24 protein-coding genes are annotated in these 21,383 nt (G+C 62.5%); 13 read left to right on the top strand and 11 right to left on the bottom strand.

What is annotated here, in order from left to right; genetic code table 11:
• Positions 1–65: 65 nt before the first annotated feature.
• Positions 66–488 carry a DUF6163 family protein gene (locus ASD99_RS16215; RefSeq protein WP_056594050.1) on the bottom strand — a complete coding sequence of 141 codons (423 nt, stop codon included), beginning with the start codon at positions 486–488 and terminating at the stop codon, positions 66–68.
• Positions 485–1,528: an enoyl-CoA hydratase/isomerase family protein gene (locus ASD99_RS16210; protein ID WP_057144269.1), complete on the bottom strand. Its 1,044-nt coding sequence runs from the start codon at positions 1,526–1,528 to the stop codon at positions 485–487. The genes ASD99_RS16215 and ASD99_RS16210 overlap by 4 nt, the downstream gene beginning before the upstream one ends.
• 66 nt (positions 1,529–1,594) lie before the next feature.
• On the opposite strand from ASD99_RS16210, the gene ASD99_RS16205 reads away from it, so the two are divergent.
• The 4 genes from ASD99_RS16205 (at position 1,595) to ASD99_RS16190 (ending at position 5,551) form a co-directional block, all read left to right on the top strand.
• Entirely contained in the window at positions 1,595–2,551 is a 957-nt protein-coding gene (locus ASD99_RS16205) for an NAD(P)H-binding protein (protein ID WP_162256705.1), read from the top strand.
• Between the two features lie 80 nt (positions 2,552–2,631).
• The gene (locus ASD99_RS16200; RefSeq protein ID WP_057144267.1) at positions 2,632–3,474 is read left to right on the top strand and encodes a DUF2066 domain-containing protein; all 843 of its coding nucleotides are present in this window, start codon (positions 2,632–2,634) and stop codon (positions 3,472–3,474) included.
• Positions 3,475–3,560: 86 nt separating this feature from the next.
• The gene (gene hemB / locus ASD99_RS16195; RefSeq protein WP_057144266.1) at positions 3,561–4,616 is read left to right on the top strand and encodes a porphobilinogen synthase; all 1,056 of its coding nucleotides are present in this window, start codon (positions 3,561–3,563) and stop codon (positions 4,614–4,616) included.
• 287 nt (positions 4,617–4,903) lie between these two features.
• Positions 4,904–5,551: a dihydrofolate reductase family protein gene (locus ASD99_RS16190; protein WP_056594033.1), complete on the top strand. Its 648-nt coding sequence runs from the start codon at positions 4,904–4,906 to the stop codon at positions 5,549–5,551.
• Between the two features lie 51 nt (positions 5,552–5,602).
• Here the strand turns inward: ASD99_RS16190 and ppk2 are convergent, their stop codons facing one another.
• Complete coding sequence (ppk2, locus tag ASD99_RS16185; RefSeq protein WP_057144265.1) at positions 5,603–6,523, bottom strand: polyphosphate kinase 2; 921 nt, start codon at positions 6,521–6,523, stop codon at positions 5,603–5,605.
• A gap of 279 nt (positions 6,524–6,802) precedes the next feature.
• On the opposite strand from ppk2, the gene ASD99_RS16180 reads away from it, so the two are divergent.
• Complete coding sequence (locus ASD99_RS16180) at positions 6,803–7,846, top strand: aldo/keto reductase (RefSeq protein ID WP_057144264.1); 1,044 nt, start codon at positions 6,803–6,805, stop codon at positions 7,844–7,846.
• Between the two features lie 33 nt (positions 7,847–7,879).
• On the opposite strand, the gene ASD99_RS16175 is transcribed toward ASD99_RS16180, so the two are convergent.
• On the bottom strand, positions 7,880–8,851 hold the full coding sequence (locus ASD99_RS16175) for a glycosyl transferase family 90 (RefSeq protein ID WP_057144263.1): 972 nt from the start codon (positions 8,849–8,851) through the stop codon (positions 7,880–7,882).
• Between the two features lie 202 nt (positions 8,852–9,053).
• Here ASD99_RS16175 and ASD99_RS34095 point away from each other — a divergent pair, with 202 nt between their 5' ends.
• Positions 9,054–9,206: a hypothetical protein gene (locus ASD99_RS34095; protein WP_082583308.1), complete on the top strand. Its 153-nt coding sequence runs from the start codon at positions 9,054–9,056 to the stop codon at positions 9,204–9,206.
• Positions 9,207–9,272: 66 nt separating this feature from the next.
• On the opposite strand, the gene ASD99_RS16170 is transcribed toward ASD99_RS34095, so the two are convergent.
• Together ASD99_RS16170 and ASD99_RS16165 are read right to left on the bottom strand one after the other, a co-directional pair.
• A complete protein-coding gene (locus tag ASD99_RS16170; protein ID WP_244497772.1) occupies positions 9,273–9,467 on the bottom strand; it encodes a DUF982 domain-containing protein in 195 nt (64 codons plus the stop codon).
• 157 nt (positions 9,468–9,624) lie between these two features.
• Positions 9,625–10,290 (bottom strand): GntR family transcriptional regulator, encoded by a 666-nt coding sequence (locus tag ASD99_RS16165; protein WP_057144262.1) that lies wholly within the window; start codon positions 10,288–10,290, stop codon positions 9,625–9,627.
• Between the two features lie 182 nt (positions 10,291–10,472).
• On the opposite strand from ASD99_RS16165, the gene ASD99_RS16160 reads away from it, so the two are divergent.
• Both ASD99_RS16160 and ASD99_RS16155 read left to right on the top strand, forming a co-directional pair.
• A complete protein-coding gene (locus ASD99_RS16160; protein ID WP_057144261.1) occupies positions 10,473–11,732 on the top strand; it encodes a multidrug efflux MFS transporter in 1,260 nt (419 codons plus the stop codon).
• A gap of 41 nt (positions 11,733–11,773) precedes the next feature.
• The gene (locus ASD99_RS16155) at positions 11,774–12,148 is read left to right on the top strand and encodes a DUF423 domain-containing protein (protein ID WP_057144260.1); all 375 of its coding nucleotides are present in this window, start codon (positions 11,774–11,776) and stop codon (positions 12,146–12,148) included.
• 60 nt (positions 12,149–12,208) lie between these two features.
• Here the strand turns inward: ASD99_RS16155 and ASD99_RS34090 are convergent, their stop codons facing one another.
• Positions 12,209–12,355, bottom strand: a complete 147-nt coding sequence (locus tag ASD99_RS34090; RefSeq protein WP_082525713.1) for a hypothetical protein — start codon at positions 12,353–12,355, stop codon at positions 12,209–12,211.
• 60 nt (positions 12,356–12,415) lie between these two features.
• A complete protein-coding gene (locus ASD99_RS34085) occupies positions 12,416–12,559 on the bottom strand; it encodes a hypothetical protein (protein WP_082525712.1) in 144 nt (47 codons plus the stop codon).
• A 157-nt stretch (positions 12,560–12,716) separates the two neighbouring features.
• Between ASD99_RS34085 and ASD99_RS16150 the strand changes: the two genes are divergently transcribed.
• On the top strand, positions 12,717–13,799 hold the full coding sequence (locus tag ASD99_RS16150) for a substrate-binding domain-containing protein (RefSeq protein WP_057144259.1): 1,083 nt from the start codon (positions 12,717–12,719) through the stop codon (positions 13,797–13,799).
• Positions 13,800–13,812: 13 nt separating this feature from the next.
• Here the strand turns inward: ASD99_RS16150 and ASD99_RS16145 are convergent, their stop codons facing one another.
• Positions 13,813–15,036 (bottom strand): OpgC family protein, encoded by a 1,224-nt coding sequence (locus ASD99_RS16145; RefSeq protein WP_057144258.1) that lies wholly within the window; start codon positions 15,034–15,036, stop codon positions 13,813–13,815.
• 202 nt (positions 15,037–15,238) lie between these two features.
• Between ASD99_RS16145 and ASD99_RS16140 the strand changes: the two genes are divergently transcribed.
• Positions 15,239–15,907, top strand: coding sequence for an alpha/beta hydrolase (locus ASD99_RS16140; RefSeq protein ID WP_057144257.1), 669 nt, complete (start codon positions 15,239–15,241; stop codon positions 15,905–15,907).
• A 45-nt stretch (positions 15,908–15,952) separates the two neighbouring features.
• Here ASD99_RS16140 and sthA read toward each other — a convergent pair whose 3' ends face one another.
• Positions 15,953–17,341 (bottom strand): Si-specific NAD(P)(+) transhydrogenase, encoded by a 1,389-nt coding sequence (gene sthA, locus ASD99_RS16135; protein ID WP_056594004.1) that lies wholly within the window; start codon positions 17,339–17,341, stop codon positions 15,953–15,955.
• A gap of 207 nt (positions 17,342–17,548) precedes the next feature.
• Between sthA and ASD99_RS16130 the strand changes: the two genes are divergently transcribed.
• The 3 genes from ASD99_RS16130 to ASD99_RS16120 all read left to right on the top strand — a co-directional run bounded on the left by ASD99_RS16130 (position 17,549) and on the right by ASD99_RS16120 (position 19,949).
• Positions 17,549–18,019 carry an RDD family protein gene (locus tag ASD99_RS16130; protein WP_056594001.1) on the top strand — a complete coding sequence of 157 codons (471 nt, stop codon included), beginning with the start codon at positions 17,549–17,551 and terminating at the stop codon, positions 18,017–18,019.
• 139 nt (positions 18,020–18,158) lie between these two features.
• Entirely contained in the window at positions 18,159–18,923 is a 765-nt protein-coding gene (locus ASD99_RS16125; protein ID WP_056593998.1) for an arginyltransferase, read from the top strand.
• 129 nt (positions 18,924–19,052) lie between these two features.
• Complete coding sequence (locus ASD99_RS16120) at positions 19,053–19,949, top strand: DMT family transporter (protein WP_057144256.1); 897 nt, start codon at positions 19,053–19,055, stop codon at positions 19,947–19,949.
• 18 nt (positions 19,950–19,967) lie between these two features.
• Here ASD99_RS16120 and ASD99_RS16115 read toward each other — a convergent pair whose 3' ends face one another.
• Positions 19,968–21,182 carry an AI-2E family transporter gene (locus ASD99_RS16115; RefSeq protein ID WP_056593991.1) on the bottom strand — a complete coding sequence of 405 codons (1,215 nt, stop codon included), beginning with the start codon at positions 21,180–21,182 and terminating at the stop codon, positions 19,968–19,970.
• Positions 21,183–21,383: the final 201 nt, after the last annotated feature.

Raw genomic sequence — 21,383 nt, 5'->3', positions numbered from 1 at the left:
AGATTTCGGCAACAATTTGGAGACCGAATCCAGGCAGAAGCCAGGGCGCCAATGTGCTCAATGGCTTAGTGGCGGACCGGGCGCTTCTGCAGGTAGATGACAACGCGAAAGACGATGTAGAGCACCGCCACCGCGGCATGCGAGATAACAATCAGCAGGCGGTGGCCGAAAAGCTCGGGAAAGCCGGCATACATCACCGTCTCGGTCACCGCGCAAATGAACCAGATCACCGGCCCCCAGGACGCCAGCATCCACAGGCCGGCAGCGGCGAAGGGAAAGAACACGGCCAGCACCACCGCCGCCACCTGCCAGTGCACGGGCATCAGGTCGAAACGCCACAGCGAGCCCGGATAGAAGCCGATCAGCTTGATCCAGTAGAGAATGCCGAACAGCAGGCAGTAGCCCGATATGACGCGCTGGAACCAGGCGAAGATCACCTCCACCCCGGAGGGCTGCAGCACGACGCGCCTCGGGGTCACCTCGCTCATATCAAGAGCTCCCTTTCGCCCAGCGGAGCGAAGTAGGCGTCGACATCGGCCTCGCTGACCGCATCGAGGCTTGCCGGGCGCCATTGCGGCTTCGAGCCCTTGTCGATGATGGCGGCGCGGATGCCTTCGTAGAAATCATGGCCGGCCAGCATCCGGTTGAGGATGCGGAACTCCATCTTCATGCATGCGTCCATCGACAGGGTCAGCCCGACGCTGATCTGGCGCCAGGCGACTCGCAGGCTGGTCGGCGAGCGGGTGCGGATCGTCGCCAGCGTCTTTGCCGCGAACTCGTCGGCATCCGCCGCGCGCTCCAGGCTGTCGATGACGCGTTTCAGGGATGGTTGCGAAAAATGGCTCGATATCGCCTCCAGCGTCGGCCTGTCGGTCTCCCGCCTTGCCTGGATGAAGAAACCGCGCAGCACCGCTTCCGGGTCGCCGGTCAACGTCAGCCGGTCGAGGAAGCCGCCCTGGTCCTCGGCCTTGATGGTGTGGGTCGCCAAGCCCGACCACAGCGCATCGCCATAACGGATGCGATTGCCGGTCAGCGCCAGATACATGCCGAACGAGCCGCCGAGATCGGGCAGCAGGTGGCTGGCGCCGACATCGGGGAAAAAGCCGATGCCGACCTCCGGCATGGCAAATTGGGCATTCTCGGTCATCACCCGGTGCGAACCGTGGAAGGAAATGCCGACGCCACCGCCCATGACGATGCCGTCGATCAGGGCGACGTAAGGTTTCTTGAAGCTGTTGATGCGGGCGTTGAGCCGGTACTCGTCGGCGAAGAACTCGACCGGCGGTTTTCCCGCCCGGCCGGTCTCATAGACCTGCAGGATGTCGCCGCCGGCCGAAAAGGCCCTGCCCTCGGCCTTGACAACGACGACATCGATGCCTCGGTCGGTCTCCCAGGCGCAAAGAGCTGCGTCGAGCGCCCTGATCATGCGGTGCGTCAAGGCATTGAGCGCCTGCGGCCGCGTCAAGGTGACGACGCCGGCCCGCCCCAGATGTTCGAAGCGGATCTCGTCGCCTCCGCCAAAATCCATCGTGAAAGAATCCCTCCCCCGCGCCGGCGGGACTGAAGTGCTAAAGCGTGGCGCATGGGTGCGTCAATGCCAAGCCCGGCCGCCATCCTTTGCGTCCCGGCCAAATGGGTGCAACTTTATCCGTCTGTATGGCTCAAGAGCGAATGCATGATCCTTGTAACCGGGGCGTCGGGATATGTCGGGAGCAAGACGCTTGCCGCGCTGTCGCGCCAGGGCTTTCCGGCGGCGGGTATGGTCAGGACCACCGGAAAGCGTGTAGCGGGCCTGTCTGCCGAAACGCCGTTGCGGATCGCGGACTACGACGACCCCAGGAGTTTGTTGCGCGCATTCGAAGGCGTCTCGACGCTGCTGCTCGTCTCGAGCGACGGAGACGGCCGCGATCTCCTTGGTCACCATGCCAACGCCATAGAGGCAGCCGCTTCCCGAAAAAAATCGTCGATCGTCTTCACCAGCATCATCGATATCGACGCGGACTCGCCGTTCTATTTCACACCCGTCTACCGGGATGCGGAGCGCAGGTTGCGCGAGAGCGGGCTGACCTGGACAATCCTGAGATGCGGCCTGTATTCGGATCTTGTTCTCGACACCTGGATCAAGCCGGCCCTTTCGTCCGGAGTTCTTTCGCTACCCACGGACACTGGAGCGGTTGCGCCAATATCGCGACAGGATGTTGCCCTGGCCGCAGCGGCGGTGGTCGCGTCGCCAATGCAGCATGCAGGAAAGACTTATGAGCTGACGGGGCCACGGAAGCTGTCGTTTCACGAAATGACCGAGGCCGCAGGTTCAGCTTTCGGCCATCGTCTTGAATTCGCTCCCTGTTCACCCGCCGACTACCTTCAACGCGCCTGGGCGGAAATGCAGGATCCTTGGCCGCATGCCTTTTCGACCTTGTGCCGATCCATAGAAGAGGGCCGCTATCAACGGATTACGAACGCCTGCGAGCATTTGACCGGGCACCCGCCAACCGACTTTCGGAAATTCGTTGAGGACACAGCCGCTTCCGAGAACGCAGGCTCGAACTGAGCCGGCATCGCGCGGTCTTGGCCACCGGCGGCACTCGATGTTAGAGATTGGCCGCCAAGCCTCGAACCGGACGGTGAGCCATGCCGCAGTTTTTGCGCCTTGCCCTTGTTCTGGCCCTTGTTCTGGGTGGCCTGCTCGGCATCTGCGCCGCCAATGGTCCGGCCAGGGCGGCTGATATCGACGACCTCTACAAATCGCAGACCATCGTCACCGGCCAAGGCGAGCCGAACCGCCAGGCAGGTTTCAAGATCTGCCTCGATGCGGTGCTGGTCCGGGTTGCCGGCGACCAGCGCCTGACGGCAAAACCGGAGATGGCGGCACTGCGCGAAAAGGCCGGCGGCTTCGTCACCGGCTTTCGTTACCGCGACCGCATGGAAGGCATTCCGGTGCATGACGAACAGGGCACCCATGACCGGCCGCACGATCTCTTTTGCCAATACACGCCGGCGACGATCGACCCAGTTCTGGCATCTCTCGGCAGCAAACCGTGGCTGACCGAGCGGCCACGGCTGGCGATGTTTTTGACATCCGAGCAAGGCGTCAAGCATTTCGCGCTCGATGCCGATGACGAGCGCGGCGTGCTGATGCGCGAATCGTTTAGCAATGCCGCCGCACCGCTGGCCATGCAGGTGGCTTTTCCCACGGCAGCGCAGCTGTCGCAGGCTGGGCTGGACGATCAGACGCTTCGCAGCGCCGAGATGACGAAGCTGGATGCCATCGCGAAGAAGGCCGGCGCCGATCAGGCGCTTTCCGGCAGCCTCGTCTGGAGCGACAAGGAACTGGGCTGGATCGCCGACTGGCGGCTGGCCATGGCCGGCAAGACCTATACCTGGCAGGTGCGCGGTGTCAGCTTCGATGAGGCTTTCCGCGTAGCTATGCGCGGCGCGGCGCAGATCCTGTCGGGCAACGGGCAACCCGAATAGGCCTCGACCGGATCGCTGGCACAAACGTGTCGCATTGGTCAGCGGCAAGGGCTCGTGGTAAAAGCCGCCGATCTGGAGTTTTGGCGATGAACAAATTCACCCCTACTGCGACGAATAAATTCACGCCGGCAAAGCCAGCCGGCGTGCGCAGCGTCGACGACATCACCGGCAGCCGCCGCTTGCGCCGCATGCGCAAGGCCGACTGGTCGCGCCGTCTCGTGCAAGAGAACAGGCTCTCGGTCGACGACCTGATCTGGCCGATCTTCATCGTTGACGGCAAGAATATCCGCGAGCCGATCGCCGCCATGCCCGGCGTCTTCCGCCTGTCCATCGATCTCGCAGTCAAGGAAGCCGAACGCGCGGCAAAGCTCGGCATTCCGGCACTCGCCACCTTCCCCAATGTCGACATCTCGCTGCGCGACCAGACCGGCTCGCACATCCTCGACGCAAACAACGTCATCAACCGCGCCACCCGCGCGATCAAGGACGCGGTGTCTCAGATCGGCATTATTACCGACGCCGCGCTCGACCCGTTCACCAGCCACGGCCATGACGGCATCCTGCGCGACGGCATCATCGTCAATGACGAGACGGTGGAACAGGTGACCGCCGCGGCCGTCATCCAGGCGGCAGCCGGCGCCGACATCATCGCCCCGTCCGACATGATGGATGGCCGCATCGGTGCCATCCGCGACGCGCTCGACGCCAACGGCTTTCAGGATGTCGCGATCATGTCCTATGCGACCAAATTCGCCTCGGCCTTCTACGGTCCCTATCGCGAGGCGGTGGGCACAGCCGGCCTGCTCAAGGGCGACAAGAAGACCTACTACATCGACCACGCCAATTCCGACGAAGCGGTGCGCGAGGCCGAGCAGGATCTCGCCGAGGGCGCCGACATGCTGATGGTCAAGCCCGGCCTGCCCTATCTCGACATCATCCGGCGGCTGAAGGACGAGTTCCAGATGCCGACCTTCGCCTACCAGGTGTCGGGCGAGTATTCGATGATCAAGGCCGCCGCCGCCAATGGCTGGATCGATGGCGAGAAGGCGATGCTGGAATCGCTGCTCGCCTTCAAGCGTGCCGGCTGCGACGGCATCTTGACCTATTTCGCGCCCGAAGTGGCGGAACTGCTGAAGGGATAGCTCCGACTTCCCGGCCTTTCAGGAGGTGTCACCACACTTTTGACCTGCCGGCGGTTCGTTCGGATTCCCGCTGACAACGATCCCCAGCTGCGGCTATGATATCCGCACGGTTGGAGGCGGCCGGGCAGCGGCACCTCGCACAGAGGCATGGCGAACGCCTCCAGAAGATGCTTCCTGACCCGTTTCACCTCATGTGCGCCTTTCATCGCCAAGATACTGCTTGCAATTCGCAATCAGTTTGCTAGAAAAAACCAATTGCAGAATACAACTGGCTATCGAGGAGGCTCATGTCCAAACTTCGCGTCAATGCGTTTACCCTGTCACTCGACGGCTACGGCGCCGGTTCCGATCAGGATCTGCAAAATCCGCTCGGCGTCGGCGGGGAATCCCTGCACAAGTGGTTTGTCGACACCCGCACCTTCCGTGAGATGGTGCTCGGACAAGATGGCGGCACCACCGATATCAACGAGGCGTTCGCGGCGCGCAGTTTCGAGAATGTCGGCGCCTGGATCCTCGGCCGCAACATGTTCGGGCCGATCCGCGGCGAATGGCCTGATGACAATTGGAAGGGCTGGTGGGGCGACAACCCGCCCTATCATGTGCCGGTTTTCGTGCTGACCCACCACAAACGTGAACCGATCGTCATGGAAGGCGGCACGACTTTCTATTTCATCACCGACGGCATCCATTCGGCGCTTGAACAGGCAAAAGCGGCGGCTGGGGGCAAGGATGTGCGAGTCGGTGGCGGTGTCGACACCATCCGCCAGTACCTGCAGGAAAAGCTGATCGACGAGATGCACCTGGCGATTTCACCGGTGCTGCTCGGCAAGGGCGAGCATCTTTTCGCCGGCCTCGATATGCTCAAGCTCGGTTATGTCTGCAGCGAGCAGGTGGCAACGCCGCTCGCCACGCACGTGGTCATCAAGCGGGTGTAAGGTGGAGAGCCAATCTCCCCCCGCGTGGGGGAGATCGCAGCTTCGTCTAACTCAGTATTTCTCCGGCACGTAGAGTTCGCGCGGCAGCGTCTGACGCTCGTATTCGGGATTGAAGACGCGCTCCGGCAGCGTGATCTCTTCGTGCGGGACCTCCTCATAGGGCATCTGCTTGAGCAGGTGGTCGATGCAGTTCAGCCGTGCCCGCTTCTTGTCGTTGCCTTCAACGATGAACCAGGGGGCTTCCGGGATGTTGGTGCGGACGAAGGTCTCTTCCTTGGCCTTGGTGTACTGCTCCCAGCGCACGCGCGACTGCAGGTCCATCGGCGACAGTTTCCACTGCTTCATCGGATCATGGATGCGCATCAGGAAGCGCATCTGCTGCTCCTCGTCGGTGATCGAGAACCAATATTTGACCACGGTGATGCCCGAGCGGACCAGCATGCGCTCGAACTCCGGCACGTCGCGGAAGAACTCTTCCACCTGATCGGGCTGGGCAAAGCCCATCACGCGCTCGACGCCCGAGCGGTTGTACCAGGAGCGGTCGAACAGCACGATCTCGCCGCCGGCCGGCAGATGCGGCACATAGCGCTGGAAATACCATTGCGACTTCTCGCGCTCGGTCGGCGCCGGCAGCGCCACGACACGGCAGATGCGCGGATTGAGCCGCTGGGTGATGCGCTTGATGACGCCGCCCTTGCCGGCCGAGTCGCGGCCCTCGAAGATCACCACCAGCTTCTTCTTGTGGTAGGCGACCCAGGACTGCAGCTTGATCAATTCGGACTGCAAGGTGATCAGTTCGCGAAAATACTGCATGCGATTGATCGAAGGCGGATGCGCGTTCTTGTAGATCTTGGCGATCTCCATCGACAGCGCCGGCTCCGACATTTCGAGCTCATAGTCCTCGTCGAGCGTGTCGGCTAGCTCGGCTTCAAGCCAGTCCTTGGCAGGAGAATTCTGTTTTGGCTCGGGCATATCAACTGCTCCGCTTGCAAGCTCTGTCGATCCACGTCCGGCGCCCCAAACTCCCGGCTCATGGCCCGGAACGGCAACACCCTGAGCCGACTTCAATATAGGCGGGCAATGACGGTTTTATTGCAGCCCGAGCGTGATCACCGCCAGTGCCAATCCCGCCAGGCGTGATCGATCCGTCGTCCTGGCATGGAGACAAGCCGCCCAAATTGTCCTACAAATACCGGCTACATTCGGGGCGCCCTCCCCGGCCCCCTTCCCAATGCAATCGCGAGGACTGACATGGAATACCGCACGCTTGGCCGTTCCGGGCTCAAAGTTTCGACACTGACCTTGGGAACCATGACCTTCGGAGGCAGCGGACCGTTTGCCGCCGTCGGCAATTCTGATCTCGCGGAAGCCTCCCGCATCATCGATACCTGCATCGATGCCGGCATCAACGTCATCGATACCGCCAATGTCTATTCGAACGGCATTTCGGAAGAGATCATCGGTGAAGCGCTCGGCGGCAAGCGCAAGGGCGACGTGCTGATCGCCTCCAAGGCGCGGATACGGATCGGCAAAGGTCCGAACGATGAAGGCCTGTCGCGCCATCATCTGATCCGCGAATGCGAGAAGAGCCTGAAGCGGCTCAAGACCGACGTTATCGACATCTACTTCCTGCACGAATGGGATGGCGTGACACCGCTGGAGGAGACCATCGCCGCGCTCGACACGCTGGTTGCCCAGGGCAAGATCCGCTATGTCGGCTGTTCCAACTATTCCGGCTGGCAGGTGATGAAGGCGCTCGGCATCAGCGACAGCCATCACCAGCCACGCTTCGTCACCCAGCAGATCCACTACACGCTGGAAGCGCGCGAGGCGGAGTATGAGCTGCTGCCGATTTCCGTCGACCAGGGACTGGGCGTTCTGGTCTGGAGCCCGCTCGCCGGCGGATTGCTGTCCGGCAAATACCGCCGCGACAGCCCCACCGCCCGCCAGCTCGCCGGCTGGTCGGAACCGCCGATCCGCGACGAGGACCGGCTGTGGCGGATCGTCGACGTGCTTGTCGAGATCGGCACGCAGCGCGGCGTGTCGGCGGCGCAGGTGGCACTGGCCTGGCTGCTCGGCCGGCCAGCTGTCTCCTCGCTGGTGATCGGCGCCCGCAACGAAGTCCAGCTGAAAGACAACCTCGAGGCTGCGAGCCTGGCGCTCACCGGCGAGGAACGCGGCCGCCTCGACGCGGTCAGCCGGCCGCCTTTGCTCTATCCCTACTGGCACCAGCAATTGACGGCAGAGGACCGCTTCGGCCCCGCCGATCTGGTTCTTGACCGAAGCGGCATCTGACGAGCAAAGTTTGGTGCCGAGGCACGCGACGTCCTAACCCTGGATAAACCGCCAGACCTCTGGATCAGGCTCGATCTGGCCGCTGAGCACGAAATACTTGTAGAGGACGAGCAGCGAGATCGCCTGCTCGTCCTGCTCGTTGGAGAATTGGCGGCAATAGGCATTAGCCGCGGCAATGATGCGTTGCGCCTCGGCCGGGTGTTGTTCGAAATAGCGCACCTTGTCCGTGATATCGGCGAAATCCGGGGCGAGCGGCACGTAGTGGACACCGGCCTCGAGTTGCTTTTCCGCAAACCATGTCTCGTATGTCGGCGGCGGCATCAGGCAGAGCGAAGTCGAATTCAGGATCCATTTGAGGTTGGTCGCCACGTCGTTGCCTTCGAGCGAGACGATGTAGCGGTAGCGCAGCTGTTGGCTGATGCTGAGAAACGGCTTGCTATACTCGGCCGGCGCGTTCGGCTTGTGCGAGCCGGCGTCGCAAAACGGCAAGTCACGCACGGCGTCGATAAATCTTGTCCGTTTCGGATTGTTGAGATCGCCGCGCCAGACCACGGCCGGACGCTTGTCGGCGAATGCAGTTGCGTCGGCAGGCATATGGAAGTGCCGAAACTTGTTGAATTTCATGATGACCGCATTGCTGTCGTCAGCGCGGATCGGCCGATCCTTGACGAGCGTCGGCACGTTCGGCACCTCGATGACGTCGCCGAATTCGACGTCGACGAGCAATGCCGGATCGAAATAGCGGGCAAACTCCTTGAGGTCGTAGTAGTACATGGTCGGCGTGGAGGGCAGCTTGTCGAGACGCACTGCAGCCGGGCTAGGCGAAAACGCGTCCTGCAGCTTGTTGTAGTAATTCAGCCGCCGCCGCGCCGCCTCATCCGAGAGCCTGGCCTGTTCGAGACGGCCCGCCAACCGCCGACGGAAGAGGGCCTGCGGTGCGATATCGCGCATGACGTTGCGCGCATAGTAGAAAACCCTTGCCATCGTTCGTTGTATGGTGGCCATAATTCACTTGATCAAAACAAACGGGCGGATCGCTGCGCAGTTTGTGGGCGCCCCTGCTCTCCCTACACCATTGTGCCGCGCATCTTGCAAGTCCCGGACCGTCGTCGCCACGAACAGCCCGCACTGTCGCTTCAGCTGTTGTGTTTGACGGCTAATGCTCCTAGGCAGGACCATAGCCGCGAGGCAGTGAAAAGGAGCCGATATGGCGCGACCACCAAATTACGATCAGGAACGCAAGGAACGCGACCGCCAGAAGGCGGCCAAGAAGGCCGAGAAGCTGGCAGCCAAGGTTGTGGCGCGGGAACGTTCGAAGCCCGAGGACGAAACCGAAGGCGAAACCGAAACGGCAAAGTGACGGCAAAAAGCCCGCGGATGCGGGCCATGCCTCAATCCAGATCGCCGCCCCAGATGACGGCTTGTGTCAGGCGGGCGCCTTGTCGCTGACAAAGACGTCCACTTCGCGTGCTGCCGCAATGAACGCGCGCCTGGCGTTCATCGCCGGCTTGTCGCCGGCGAGCGCGTCATGGCAGGCCTGCAGCGCCGCGCGATGCTTGGGACTGCGCTTGCCGGGCCAGCTGTTAAGGAGGTAGTCGGAAGCCTCACGAGCCGTACGCAAGAGCTGAGTGCTTCCCGCCGCGACTGACTTCACAGTCACAGGTGTTTCAAATCGGTTGTTTTCCATCGCCGCTCCTTACGCCATCGGCGGCCGCGAAGCGAGGCCGAAAGTGCGCGCAGGTACCGACGCCGCCTTTTGCGCGCCCCATCCCTACGACTTAGGCGGCGACCACAGCAAAGCCTCTGGCGCGAAGACCACGGCGATCGTTGGCGAGCGACGTCACCAGCCGGTCGCGGCTGCCGACGATGTGGCCTGAAAGCAGGCGCGCGGCTTCATCGGTATCGCCAAGGCGCGCGGCAGCCAGAATGGCGCGATGTTCGGCCCAGGCGCGAGCAAGGGCCGCTTCGTCGCGAACCTCCAGCCAGCGCGCCCGCGAAAGGCGCGTCATGGCATCGCGGACCGCCCGGAACAGGAATTCGTTGCCCGACAGACGCGCCAGTTCGATGTGAAAATCCATGCCGACACGATGCCATTCCTCGCGCGGCGTGTCGTTGTCGCAGGACTCGAGCATCGCCTCGATGACATCGACGGCGCCCCGGTCCGCCAAGGCGCATGTCAGGCGAAGTGCCGCAACCTCGACCGCCTCCCTGTAGACGGCGATCTGCTCGAGCTCGGCCAGGTTGATGGGCGACACCGTCCAGCCACGTCCGTCCCTGCCGACCAGGCCCTCGGTCTCGAGCCGCAGAAGTGCTGCCCTGACCGGGGTTCGCGATGCGCCGAAACAGCTTTCGATCCAGCGCTCGGTCAGTTTCTCGCCAGGACCGATCTCAAGGCCCAGGATCATCTGCCGAAGCTGTTTTTCGACGCTCTGCATCTGCGACATGTCGTTTCCGTCTTCCGGCCGTTTGCTGGCGATCGGCCCGTCGGCTGCGTTTCCCGATCACGTTTGAGAGGGCCACATTGACAGCGGCCGAGCTTGCGTCCATGACGGGCCACCACCTTGGTATCCCAAATTGGTATCCGCAGCAACCCACGGCTCCGCATTGCTCGGACAGGACTTTTGACATGCCGCAGAACACGCCCCCGGCGACCGACAGCACCTACAACGTCCACTGGCGGCGCAATCTGTTCGTGTGCTTTGCCGGTTCGTTTTCGACGCTTGTCGCCATGACGCTGCTTTTGCCGTTCCTGCCGCTCTATATCGAGCAGCTCGGTGCCGAGGGCCACGCGGCGATCGTGCAATGGTCGGGGATCGCGTATGGCGCGACGTTCTTCGCGGCGGCACTGGTGGCGCCGCTCTGGGGACGTCTCGGCGACCGCTACGGCCGCAAGGTGATGCTGGTTCGCGCCAGCTTCGGCATGGCCATATGCATGTCGCTGACCGGCATGGTGCAGACCGTCTGGCAACTGGTGCTGCTGCGGCTGCTGATCGGTTTTGCCGGCGGCTATTCCTCGGGATCGACCATCCTCGTCGCCATGCAGACGCCGAAGGAGCGTTCCGGCTGGGCGCTCGGCCTGCTGTCAGCCGGCATCACCGCTGGAGCATTGGTCGGCCCACTGGTTGGCGGCATCTTGCCGCCGCTGATCGGCATCCGCGCCACCTTCCTGTTGTCCGGCGGCGTCATCTTCCTGGCGTTCCTGGCGACCACGTTTCTGATCAAGGAGAATCCCCGGCCGAAAACAGCAGAAGCCGCGTCGAAGCAGAAGCCGAAAGGCGGCTGGGCACAAATCCCCGACAAACGACCTGTCGTCGCCATGCTGGCGACCGGCATGCTGTTGAGTTTCGCCACCATGTCGATCGAGCCGATCATCACCGTCTATGTGCAGGAGCTCATCGAAGACCAGAGCCGCGTGACGCTGATATCGGGCGTCGTCATGTCGGCAGCGGCCCTTGGCGCCATCCTTTCGGCTTCGCATCTCGGCAAGCTCGCCGACCGCGTCGGCCACTGGAACGTCATCATTGGCGCGCTTGCCGTCTCGGCGCTGCTGCTGATCCCGCAGGCCTTCGTCACGCAGAGCTGGCAACTCATCGGCCTGCGCTTCCTGATGGGCCTGGCGCTGGGCGGGCTCTTACCCTGCATCACCAGCGTCATCCGTCATAATGTGCCCGATGGCGTCGGCGGCAACGTGCTCGGGCTGTCGATCTCCGCCCAGTATGTCGGGCAGGTCGCCGGCCCGTTGCTGGGCGGCTTTGCCGGTGGCCATTTCGGCATGCGTTCGGTGTTTCTGGGCACATCCGTCTTGATGGCCGGAGGCGCGGTGTATAACTGGCTGGCGCAGTCACGCCGCGAGCAGGACATGCTCGCCAACGCCGGCAAGCCCTGACGGGGCTGGGTATATTCCTCTGATATAACGGAGCCACGGACATGAGCATGGCCGAGCAACCTTCCGGCAACAGCGGCCGTATCCTCGTCCTGGCCGGGGGCCTCTGTGGCGCCGCCGGCGTGGCGCTGTCGGCCGCGGCGGCGCATCTGGGCGGGGTCTTCGTCGGCACCGCCGCATCCTTCCTGCTCATGCATGCGCCGGTCTTCCTCGCCGCCGGATTGCTTGGCGCGAACCGGATCCTGCGAGTGGGAAGCCTGAGCCTCCTGGTTGGCCTTCTGTTGTTCTGCGGCGACCTGCTGGCTCGCGATTTCATCGGCTCACGGCTGTTCCCGCTGTCGGCGCCGATCGGCGGCACCTTGCTCATCGCCGGCTGGCTAGCGATCGCTGCCTCCGCGCTGGTGCGCGCGCGTTCCTGACGCCTCCGGGCGCCCTGCCCGATACCAGGCCGCGCCCGTCAAACGTCGTTTGCGGAACAATCAGTCCTGCCGGCGCTCGGGCTGGACAAGCGATTCGCGATTGCGCCGCCGCAACCTCGCCAACCGACGCCCCTCCGGCCGTTCAGCCGGCGCGATGCCCCAATAGTTGCGATAGATGTCTTCGAACAGATAGCTCACGGGATGCATGACATGCACTCTTTTCAATGCTTGAATCGATCCAATCGACAGGCGCGAAAACCGACCGGATCAGCTCCGCTTGCGCTCTACGAGGAACCGCAGCTCGCGAACCCATGGGCTGGCCTTGCCACGGCGCCCTTGCGTCGCGGCATTCGACGAGATGCTCCAGTCGTTGCGGTAAATGTCTTCGAACAGAAAACTGACGGGGTGCATGACATACGTCCTTTCCTACGAGTTGAATCGATCCAATATATAAAACCAAACGTGGCTTTGGATCGATTCAACAATACGTCTTGCCAACCCCTTGATCAAGCCAAAATTTGAACCGATCCAACGAAAGTGTTAGAGGGGATGAATTCAGGAGAAGAAAATGGCGCCATTGGCCTCTGGAAAGACAAGACCGGTCCGGCTGGCGGACATTGCCAAAGCGGCCGGCGTCTCGCATGGCACCGCGTCCAACGTGTTCGCCCGCCCGGAGATCGTGCGCGAGGAGGTCCGAGAACGGGTCAAGGCGGCAGCCGAGGCTATGGGATATGGTGGACCCGACCCCAAGGGCCGGCTGCTGCGCGCCGGCAAGGTCAACGCCATCGGTGTCGCGACCGCGGAGCCGCTGTCCTACTTCTTCGAAGACCCTTTCGCCCGGGTGATGATGGCCAGCATCTCGCAGGCTTGTGACGCGACCGGCGCCGGGATTTCGTTGGTATCCGCCGCCAACAGCGAACAGCTCGCCTGGAACATCCAGAGCGCGCTGGTCGATGGCTTCATCGTGTTCTGCATCGATGGCGGTTCAAAGCTGGTCGAACTGGCGCGTGAACGCAAGCTGCCTTTTGTGGCGCTCGATCTCGATTCAGACGATGACGAGGCGGTCGCCGCCATCGGTGTCGACAACATCGCCGGGGCCGGCCTAGCGGCCCGACATCTGACCGAGCTCGGCCATCGTCGCTTTGCGGTGCTTGCCCTGCCCGTCGCGGACTCCGGCTTCGGCCCCACCACACAGGAGCAAGTGGAGAAGGCTTTCTATTCCGGGACGCGTGACCGCCTGCGTGGTTACTTCGCGGAACTCTCCCGCGTCGACATCGACGTCTCGCGTGTACCGATCTACGAAACGGTCAATGACGAGGAGAGTGTGTGGGCCGGCCTTGACCATATTTTCGCCGGCGCCGAGACACCGACCGCAATCCTGGCCATGTCGGACAGGATTGCCTTGCATGCATTGGACTGGCTGCGGCAGCATGACATCACGGTGCCGGGCGACGTTTCGATCGTCGGCTTCGACGGTGTCCCGGAAGGAGCGGTTTCCAAGCCGCCGTTGACCACAATCGTCCAGCCGATCGCAGAGATGGGCCGCCTTGCCGTCAAGGCGATCCTTGAAAATGACGGCTCGCCCACCAGCCGGCAATTGCTGCCGGTCGAACTCGTGGTGCGAGCCTCATCCGGCCCCTCGTCCACCTGAAACGCCTGACGCCTCAATGCCCCATTCTTGTCGCCATCGACGACATGCCGAAGGACGCATGGACGGGCGGAGCCGCGTTGCGCGCGGGCCTGCTTTTCCCCGACCAGCCGAGGCCCGAAAGCCATTCGAGATAGTAGGCGACCGCGAACTGCATGACGATGCCGGCCGATATCAACAGGCTGTCATAGGCAAATCCGCCCGGATTGATCAGCTTCAGCACCTGCGCCGCCATTGCGAGCACCGTTCCGGCAATGAAAACCGGCAGCGATCGTTTGCCCAATATGGCAAGCGGATGATCGCGCCCGGTGCGGAACAGGTTCGAGATGGCGGGGAATGCCACGATCAGGTAGCTCACCGCCAGGATATGCAGCAGTCTCGGCAATGACAGGAACGTCTTGTCGAAGCCGGTCAGCACCGGAGGCAGGCCAAACCAGGAGATCTGCCCCCAGAGCGGGCTGTGCACCCAGACCAGCGCGGTCGCGGTGTAGGCCAAGGCCGCGCCAACCAGCCAGCGATTGACCGGGATGGTGCCACCGCGACGCACATGCAGCGTGCCCGCCAGGCCGATGTTGAAAAGAAACTGCCACGACAACGGATTGAGAAACCAGAAGCCGGGCTCGGGATAGTTGGGCGGAGCAATCTGGTAGATCCCAGCGACCAGCCACAGTGCTCCGGACGCGACCAGTGCCAGGACCGGCCGATAACTGACGAAGAGCAGGAAGACCGGCGCCAGCAAAAGCAGCACGGCATAGACCGACAGGATGTTGTTGTAGCCGAGCTGGTGGCCGAGCGTCACGATGCCGATCAGCACTTGTGGGGTATTCTTGATCAACGGCTCGATGTTGATCATCGTCAAAAGCTCCGGCCGCCTGGCGAACACCGCCGCGGCGCAGAAGATGGCCATCACCACCATGGTGGTGACGATGTGGGTGGCATAGAGCACACCGGCGCGACGCCACATCTTCAACGTTGCCAGCAGCCGATTTCCAGGCTGGAATTTCTTGCCGTAAGCGAGCGCGACCGAGATGCCGGAGATCAGCACGAAGACCTCCGCCGCGTCCGAGAAGCCCAAGTTCTTGTAGGTCAGAGACTCGAAGACGGTACCCGGCACATGGTCGACATAGATGGTCAGCAGAGCGAGAGCGCGCAACACATCGATGCGCGTATCGCGGTCTGAGACACGCATATCGCGGTCTGGGACACGCGAATGGCGGTCCGGGGAAATCTGGGTGGTCATCGACAAAAGGCCTCAAAGCTGGTTGTTCATGCCGGCAATGCGACCCCCGGCGCACCGCTTCGATTCCTCCCGAAGCAATGGTATCGGTGAAGAAACGGACTGTAATGCGCCCGGTTCAATCAACTTTCGCGGAGCTTGAAAATATTGCGTTTTGAAGCCGGCAAACTGATGGGAATCATCATGAAATCAAAAGGATGAGGTCATGACCGAAAGGACCCCACAAGATGGTGCGCTGCGGCGTGATCTCGCCTTCAGCTACCGCATTTACAGCCCCGCGGATTCAACCGGCGACTGCCTCTTCCTGCTGCATGGGTCGGGTGTCGACGAGACGACACTGGTGCCGCTGGCAAGAGAGATCGCGCCGCGTGTCGTGCTGATCGCCGTGCGCGGCCGCATCGTCCAGGAAGACGGTTTCCGCTGGTTCGCGCGCATCACGCCGACGCGTTTCGAACAGCAGAGCATCCGCACCGAAACCCAGGCATTTGCGGGCTTCGTCGCTGACGCGGCCACACGCCACGATCTCGACCTCTCCCGCACGATTTTCCTCGGCTATTCGAACGGCGCCAATCTGGTTTCGAGCCTGATGCTGCTGCATCCGGGCCTGGTCGAACGCGCCGCGTTGCTGCGGCCGATGCCGGTGCTCGATGACGTGCCGGCGACGGATTTGTCCAAGGTGCGAGTGCTGATCGTCGCCGGCGCCGCGGATATCACCTATGCGCCCTTCGCCCCTGCTCTGGTGACATTGCTCAGCCAGCATGGCGCGGAGATCGATGCGCGGATTGTTGTATCGGGTCATGAATTCGGCAGCACCGACGCCGCGATCGTCAGGCAGTGGCTGGCGAAATCGGCCGCGGTGGCGCAGGCAGGCTGACAGGCCTTCGATATTCGGCCTGCTCCTCCATAGCTGCAGCTCCGGCTATCCCCGTCCCATCCTGTTCCAGGCATCCAGGCCGGCGATCTTGTAGGCTTCGGCGAGCGTCGGATAGTTGAAGGTGTTGTTGACGAAGAAGTCGACGGTGCCGCCAAGATTGATCACCGCCTGGCCGATGTGAATGAGCTCGGTGGCGCCCTCGCCGACGATGTGCGCGCCGAGCAAGCGGCGCGTTTCGATCGAAAACAACAGCTTCAGGAAACCGGTGTTGACGCCCATGATGTGGCCCCGCGAGGTCTCGCGAAAACGCGCCACGCCGACCTCATAGGCCGCACCGCTCTCGCGCACCTGTTCCTCGGACTGGCCGACCGTCGAAATTTCCGGCACCGCGTAGATGCCGTAGGGAAAGGTTTCCGGTGGTGGCGGCAGCGGCACACCGAAAGCATGGCAGGCCGCCACCCTGCCCTGCTCCATCGAAGTCGAGGCCAGGCTCGGAAAGCCTATGACGTCGCCGGCGGCGTAGATGTTGGGCACGCTGGTCTGGAAGGACTGCGGATCGACCTTGATACGCCCTCTGGAGTCGGCGTCGATGCCGACGACATCCAGGCCCAGGCTGCCGACATTTCCGGTGCGGCCGGCGGCGTAAAGCACGACCTCGGAGCGAATGGTGCGGCCATCGGCCAGTTCCACTTCGGCGGCGTCAGGCTTGGAGCGGATTTCCTTCACCGCGCTGCCCAGCCGGATCGTCATGCCGCGATCGCGCATCTGGTGGATGAAATCGTCGACGATCTCGCGGTCGACGAAATCGAGGATGGAGTTGCGCGGCTCGACCAAGGTTACCGGCACGTCGAGCGCGGAAAAGATCGTCGCATATTCGACGCCGATGACGCCGGCGCCGATCACGGTCAGCGTACGCGGTAAGCGATCAAGCTCCAGCATCTCGTCGCTGTCGAAGACGCGCGTCTTGTCGAAAGGCACATCGCGCGGCCGGTGCGGCCTGGTGCCGACCGCGATCAGCGCATTGGCAAAACCAACCTCGCTGTAGTCGCCCGTGTCGGTGGTCAGGCTGACCTTGTTGGGACCGAGAAATTTCACCGCGGCGCGGGCGCTCTTGACCGTGTTGCGCATGAACTGGTGCTGCAGCACCTCGACCTCGTGGTCGAGCGTCTTGTGCAGGCGTTCGACTAGATCGCCGACCGAGATGTCCTGCTTGACCCGGTAGCCGCGTCCATAGAAGCCGCGCTCGCGCCAGCCCGAGAGGTTGAGCACGGTTTCGCGCAGCGTTTTCGATGGAATGGTGCCGGTATGCACCGAGACACCGCCCAGACGCCGGCCGCGGTCGACCACCAGCACCGATTTGCCGAGCTTGGCCGATTGCACCGCGGCACGGCGACCGGAAGGGCCGCTGCCGATGACCAGCATATCGTAGTCCATCTTGCCCGTCCCCTACCCCCGAGCGCTTTGTGCGCCGCAGCAAGCTAATGCGATCCGCGCCGCAAATTCAACCGGTTCAGATTGCATCTCACGCTGTTTGAACTCGTGCGCCGCAAAAAGCCCGATCTTGATTCCGCGGCAGGCCCTCACCATTTCATTGCTGAGCGGCCCGCACCCTATGCAGGGTCCCTGTTACGAGGAAATGACATGAACGCGCGCGTTCTCGACGGCGAAATCATCACCAGCAGGCTTGACGATGTCAGGGCCTATGACGGCGTGCGCACGAAGCGCATCCTGGCCTTCGTGATCGACTACATCATCGTCGCGCTGCTCACCATTCCGTTTGCCATTCTGGTGTTCTTCCTCGGGCTTTTGACCCTCGGCCTTGGCTGGATGCTGTTCGGCGTCCTGGTGCCGGCCGTCGCCATCCTCTACATCTGGAACACGCTGGGCAGCACCGACCAAGCCACCACGGGCATGAAGATGATGGGCATCCGCCTCGACCGACTCGACGGCAGGCCGATCGACGGTCTCACCGCGGTGGTCCATTCGGTGCTGTTCTGGGCGGGCAACGTCATCCTGTCGCCGCTGGTGCTGCTGGTGACGCTGTTTTCCGACCGCAAGCGCACCTTGCACGACCTTTTGCTGGGTACGGTCGTCAGCCGCACCGACCGCTGAAAAGGCCCTCTGAAGACCAGTCGCGACCGATTGAGCGCAAATATGAAGGCGTCGGTCCACCACGCCTCCACAATCCTGTTGAATTTTTCGCCGTCCGAGCCAAAGGTAGAGCGATTCGAAGGAGTGTTTCCAAGGCTCGATGACGCACCATCCGACTCAGTCGCCGCAATTCTTCCTGACCGCGCCGTCGCCGTGTCCCTATCTCGACGGCCAGTTCGAGCGCAAGGTGTTCACGCATCTGGTCGGCGACAAGGCGGCGGAGATGAACGACCTGTTGACGCAAGGCGGCTTCCGGCGCTCGCAGAACATCGCCTACAGGCCGGCATGCGAGACCTGCCGCGCCTGCGTTTCGGTTCGCATCCTCGCCCACGAATTCGTCGCCAGCCGCAACATGAAGCGCGTGCTGCAGCACAATTCCGACCTCGTCGGCCACATGCACAACGCCGAGCCCTCGACCGAACAATATTCCCTGTTCCGCAGCTACCTCGATGCCCGCCACCGCCGTGGCGGCATGTCCGACATGACGGTGCTCGACTATGCCATGATGGTCGAGGACACCCATGTCGACACCAAGGTGATCGAGTATCGGCGGCGCGGACCCGACACCTTCATCACCGGCAAGGGACAGGGTGAGCTGATCGCGGTGGCGCTCACCGACAAGATGGCCGACGGCCTGTCGATGGTCTATTCCTACTTCAATCCCGATTTCGAAGAGCGGTCGCTCGGCACGTTCATGATCCTCGACCACATCGCCCGCGCCAGGGCGATGGGCCTGCCCCATGTCTACCTCGGCTACTGGGTCAACGGCTCGCGCAAGATGAATTATAAGATGCGCTTCATGCCGCAGGAACATCTCGGCCCGAAAGGCTGGGAGCGCTACACCAACGAAGCGGTCACGCGCTAATTATCCTTTCCCAAGTCCGGGCCTAAACATTTTCACTTGAGATGATGCCGGTCTTTCCGCTGGTTGACGGAGAGCGTGCGATTGCGCCGATCCGCCATCCTCTCCCGAATTCATTGCGAAAGTCGCCGCATGTCATCTCACGATACTCACACCAAAGGACTTCTGCTCACCGCTTTTGGCGGACTGACGCTGACCGTTGACATCCCGCTGATCCGGCTCGCCCATGGCGAGGCGTGGACGATCTTGCTGCTGCGCACTGGCTGCACCTTGGCTGCGGCTCTGATCATGTGGACCGTCTGGCGCTCGTTCAGCAAAAATGCGCCGCAGCTCATCCCGGGTTGGTCGGGCCTGATCGTTGCCGCAATCTACGGACTCGGCGCGATTGCTTTCATCACCGGCGTCTACAACACCTCGACCGCCAACCTGGTTTTCATCCTGGCCTTCACCACCATGTTCGCCGCGCTGCTGTCGTGGGTGTTCCTCAGGGAGCGGCCGCGGCCGCTGACCCTTGCGGCAATGGCGATGATGATCGTCGGCGTCGTCATCATCGTCGGCGATTCCGTCGGCACCGGATATCTGTTCGGCGACCTGATGGCATTGTGTTCGGCCTTCCTGATCGCTTGCGCCATCACCATCTCACGCGCCAGCGGCAAGGACATGGGCTTTACCGCGCTGGTCGGCGTCATCCTGCCTTTCGGGCTGGCGGCGTTCATGGTCTCCAAGACCGGCTTTCAGGTGGAGGCGCCATGGTGGATCATCCTCAACGGCGCCGTCATAATGCCGATCGCGTTCTTCTGCCTCGCCAACGGGCCGAAATACATCTCAGGACCGGAAGTGGCGATGTTCTACCTGCTCGAAACAGTGCTGGCGCCGGTCTGGGTGTGGATGATCTTCGCGGAGACACCGACCCGCAACAGCATGATCGGCGGTGCGATCCTGGTCGTCACGCTGATCGCGCATTCGCTCTGGCAACTGCACGACGGACGCAAGCGGCGTAGCGACCTTGCGGTGCATCATCCAGTATAGCGCAGGCGGCTTTCGAGATCAGGCGCTGGCCTTCTTCGCCACGTCAGGTTCCGGCAGGACTTCGATTTGTGGACCGGCTTCGATTTCGGCTGGCGAGCCCGGGGCGATTTCATCGGCTAGCTCCACCTCGCGCAGCCATTCGCGCCAGATCGCGACCAGCAGGGCCATCAGCACCGGGCCGATGAACAGGCCAAGAAACCCCATGGTCTTGACGCCGCCGATCAGGCCGAAAAAGGTCGGCAGGAAGGGCAGTTTTATCGGCCCGCCGACCAGTTTCGGGCGCAGTGTCTTGTCGACGATGAACAGCTCGACCGCGCCCCAGAGGAACAGCGCCAGCCCGGCCATCGGCGAGCCGCTGGCGGCGAGGTAGATCGAGACCAGGGTGAAGGACAGTGGTGCACCACCGGGGATCAGCGCCATGACGCCGGTCAGGGCGCCAAGCGTGACTGGCGACGGCACGCCGGCCAGCCAATAGGCAATGCCCAGCACCAGCCCCTCGCCGATGGCGATGACGGTCATGCCGGTCACGGTCGAAGAGATTGTCGCCGGAACGACGCGCGAGATCCGTTCCCATCTGGTCGGCAGGATGCGTTCGCCAAGGCGGTCCACCTGGCCGGCAAAGTGCTCGCCGTCGCGATAAGCGAAGAACAGCGCGATCATCATGAACAGCAGCGTCAGGAGCAGGCCGAAAGCACTGCCGCCGGCGGCCAGGACGCCGCGATAGATGCTGCCGATGTTGGCGCCGCTGACCAGCTGGATCAGTTCACCGATGCCGCCGGGATGGCCAAAATTGGTCGTCCACTGTTCGTTCAGCCACTCGCCCACGACAGGCATGGTGGCGATCCAGTGCGGTGTCACGGCACCGTGCCGGTTGGTCTCGATCGCCCAGGCGACCCATTCGCGGACCTCGTTGATCGCATAGGTGCCGGCGAGCGCGATCGGTATCACCAGGAAGGCGAGGATGAAAAGGATGGCAAAGGTCGCGGCGATGGTGCGGTTGCCGCTGACTGCAACAAGCAGGCGCCGGTAGAGCGGCCAGCTGGCGAAGGCGATGACGAGCGCTGCCAGCACCGGAAACAGGAAGCCATGGAAGAAATAGACGCCGGCGGCGACGATCAGCACCAGCAGCCAGCGCGCCGCCGACAGCGGCGGAATGACGGCCGCCCGCAGCGGCGTCGACAGGCCGAACAGGCGCTGCTGCCGTTCCGGTTTCTGGATTCTGGATTCCTTCAAACGCCTGCCTCTCCCAAATACCCCTCCAGCTTATGCACTGATATAGTGCAGCAATCGTGACGATAGTCCAAATGATTGGGTGGAGCTGTTGATCTCCCCCCCTCGAGGGCAGGGGAATCGCATATGGCGATTTTGAGCTTGAAGTTGGTTTGAGAACGGATTCTTTGGGAAGGCAGTCCACCGAAGGAGTGACTGCCATTT

It is taken from the genome of Mesorhizobium sp. Root695, from assembly GCF_001428185.1.
GTDB lineage: Bacteria > Pseudomonadota > Alphaproteobacteria > Rhizobiales > Rhizobiaceae > Mesorhizobium.
This window is presented reverse-complemented; position numbering and strand designations above follow the sequence as displayed.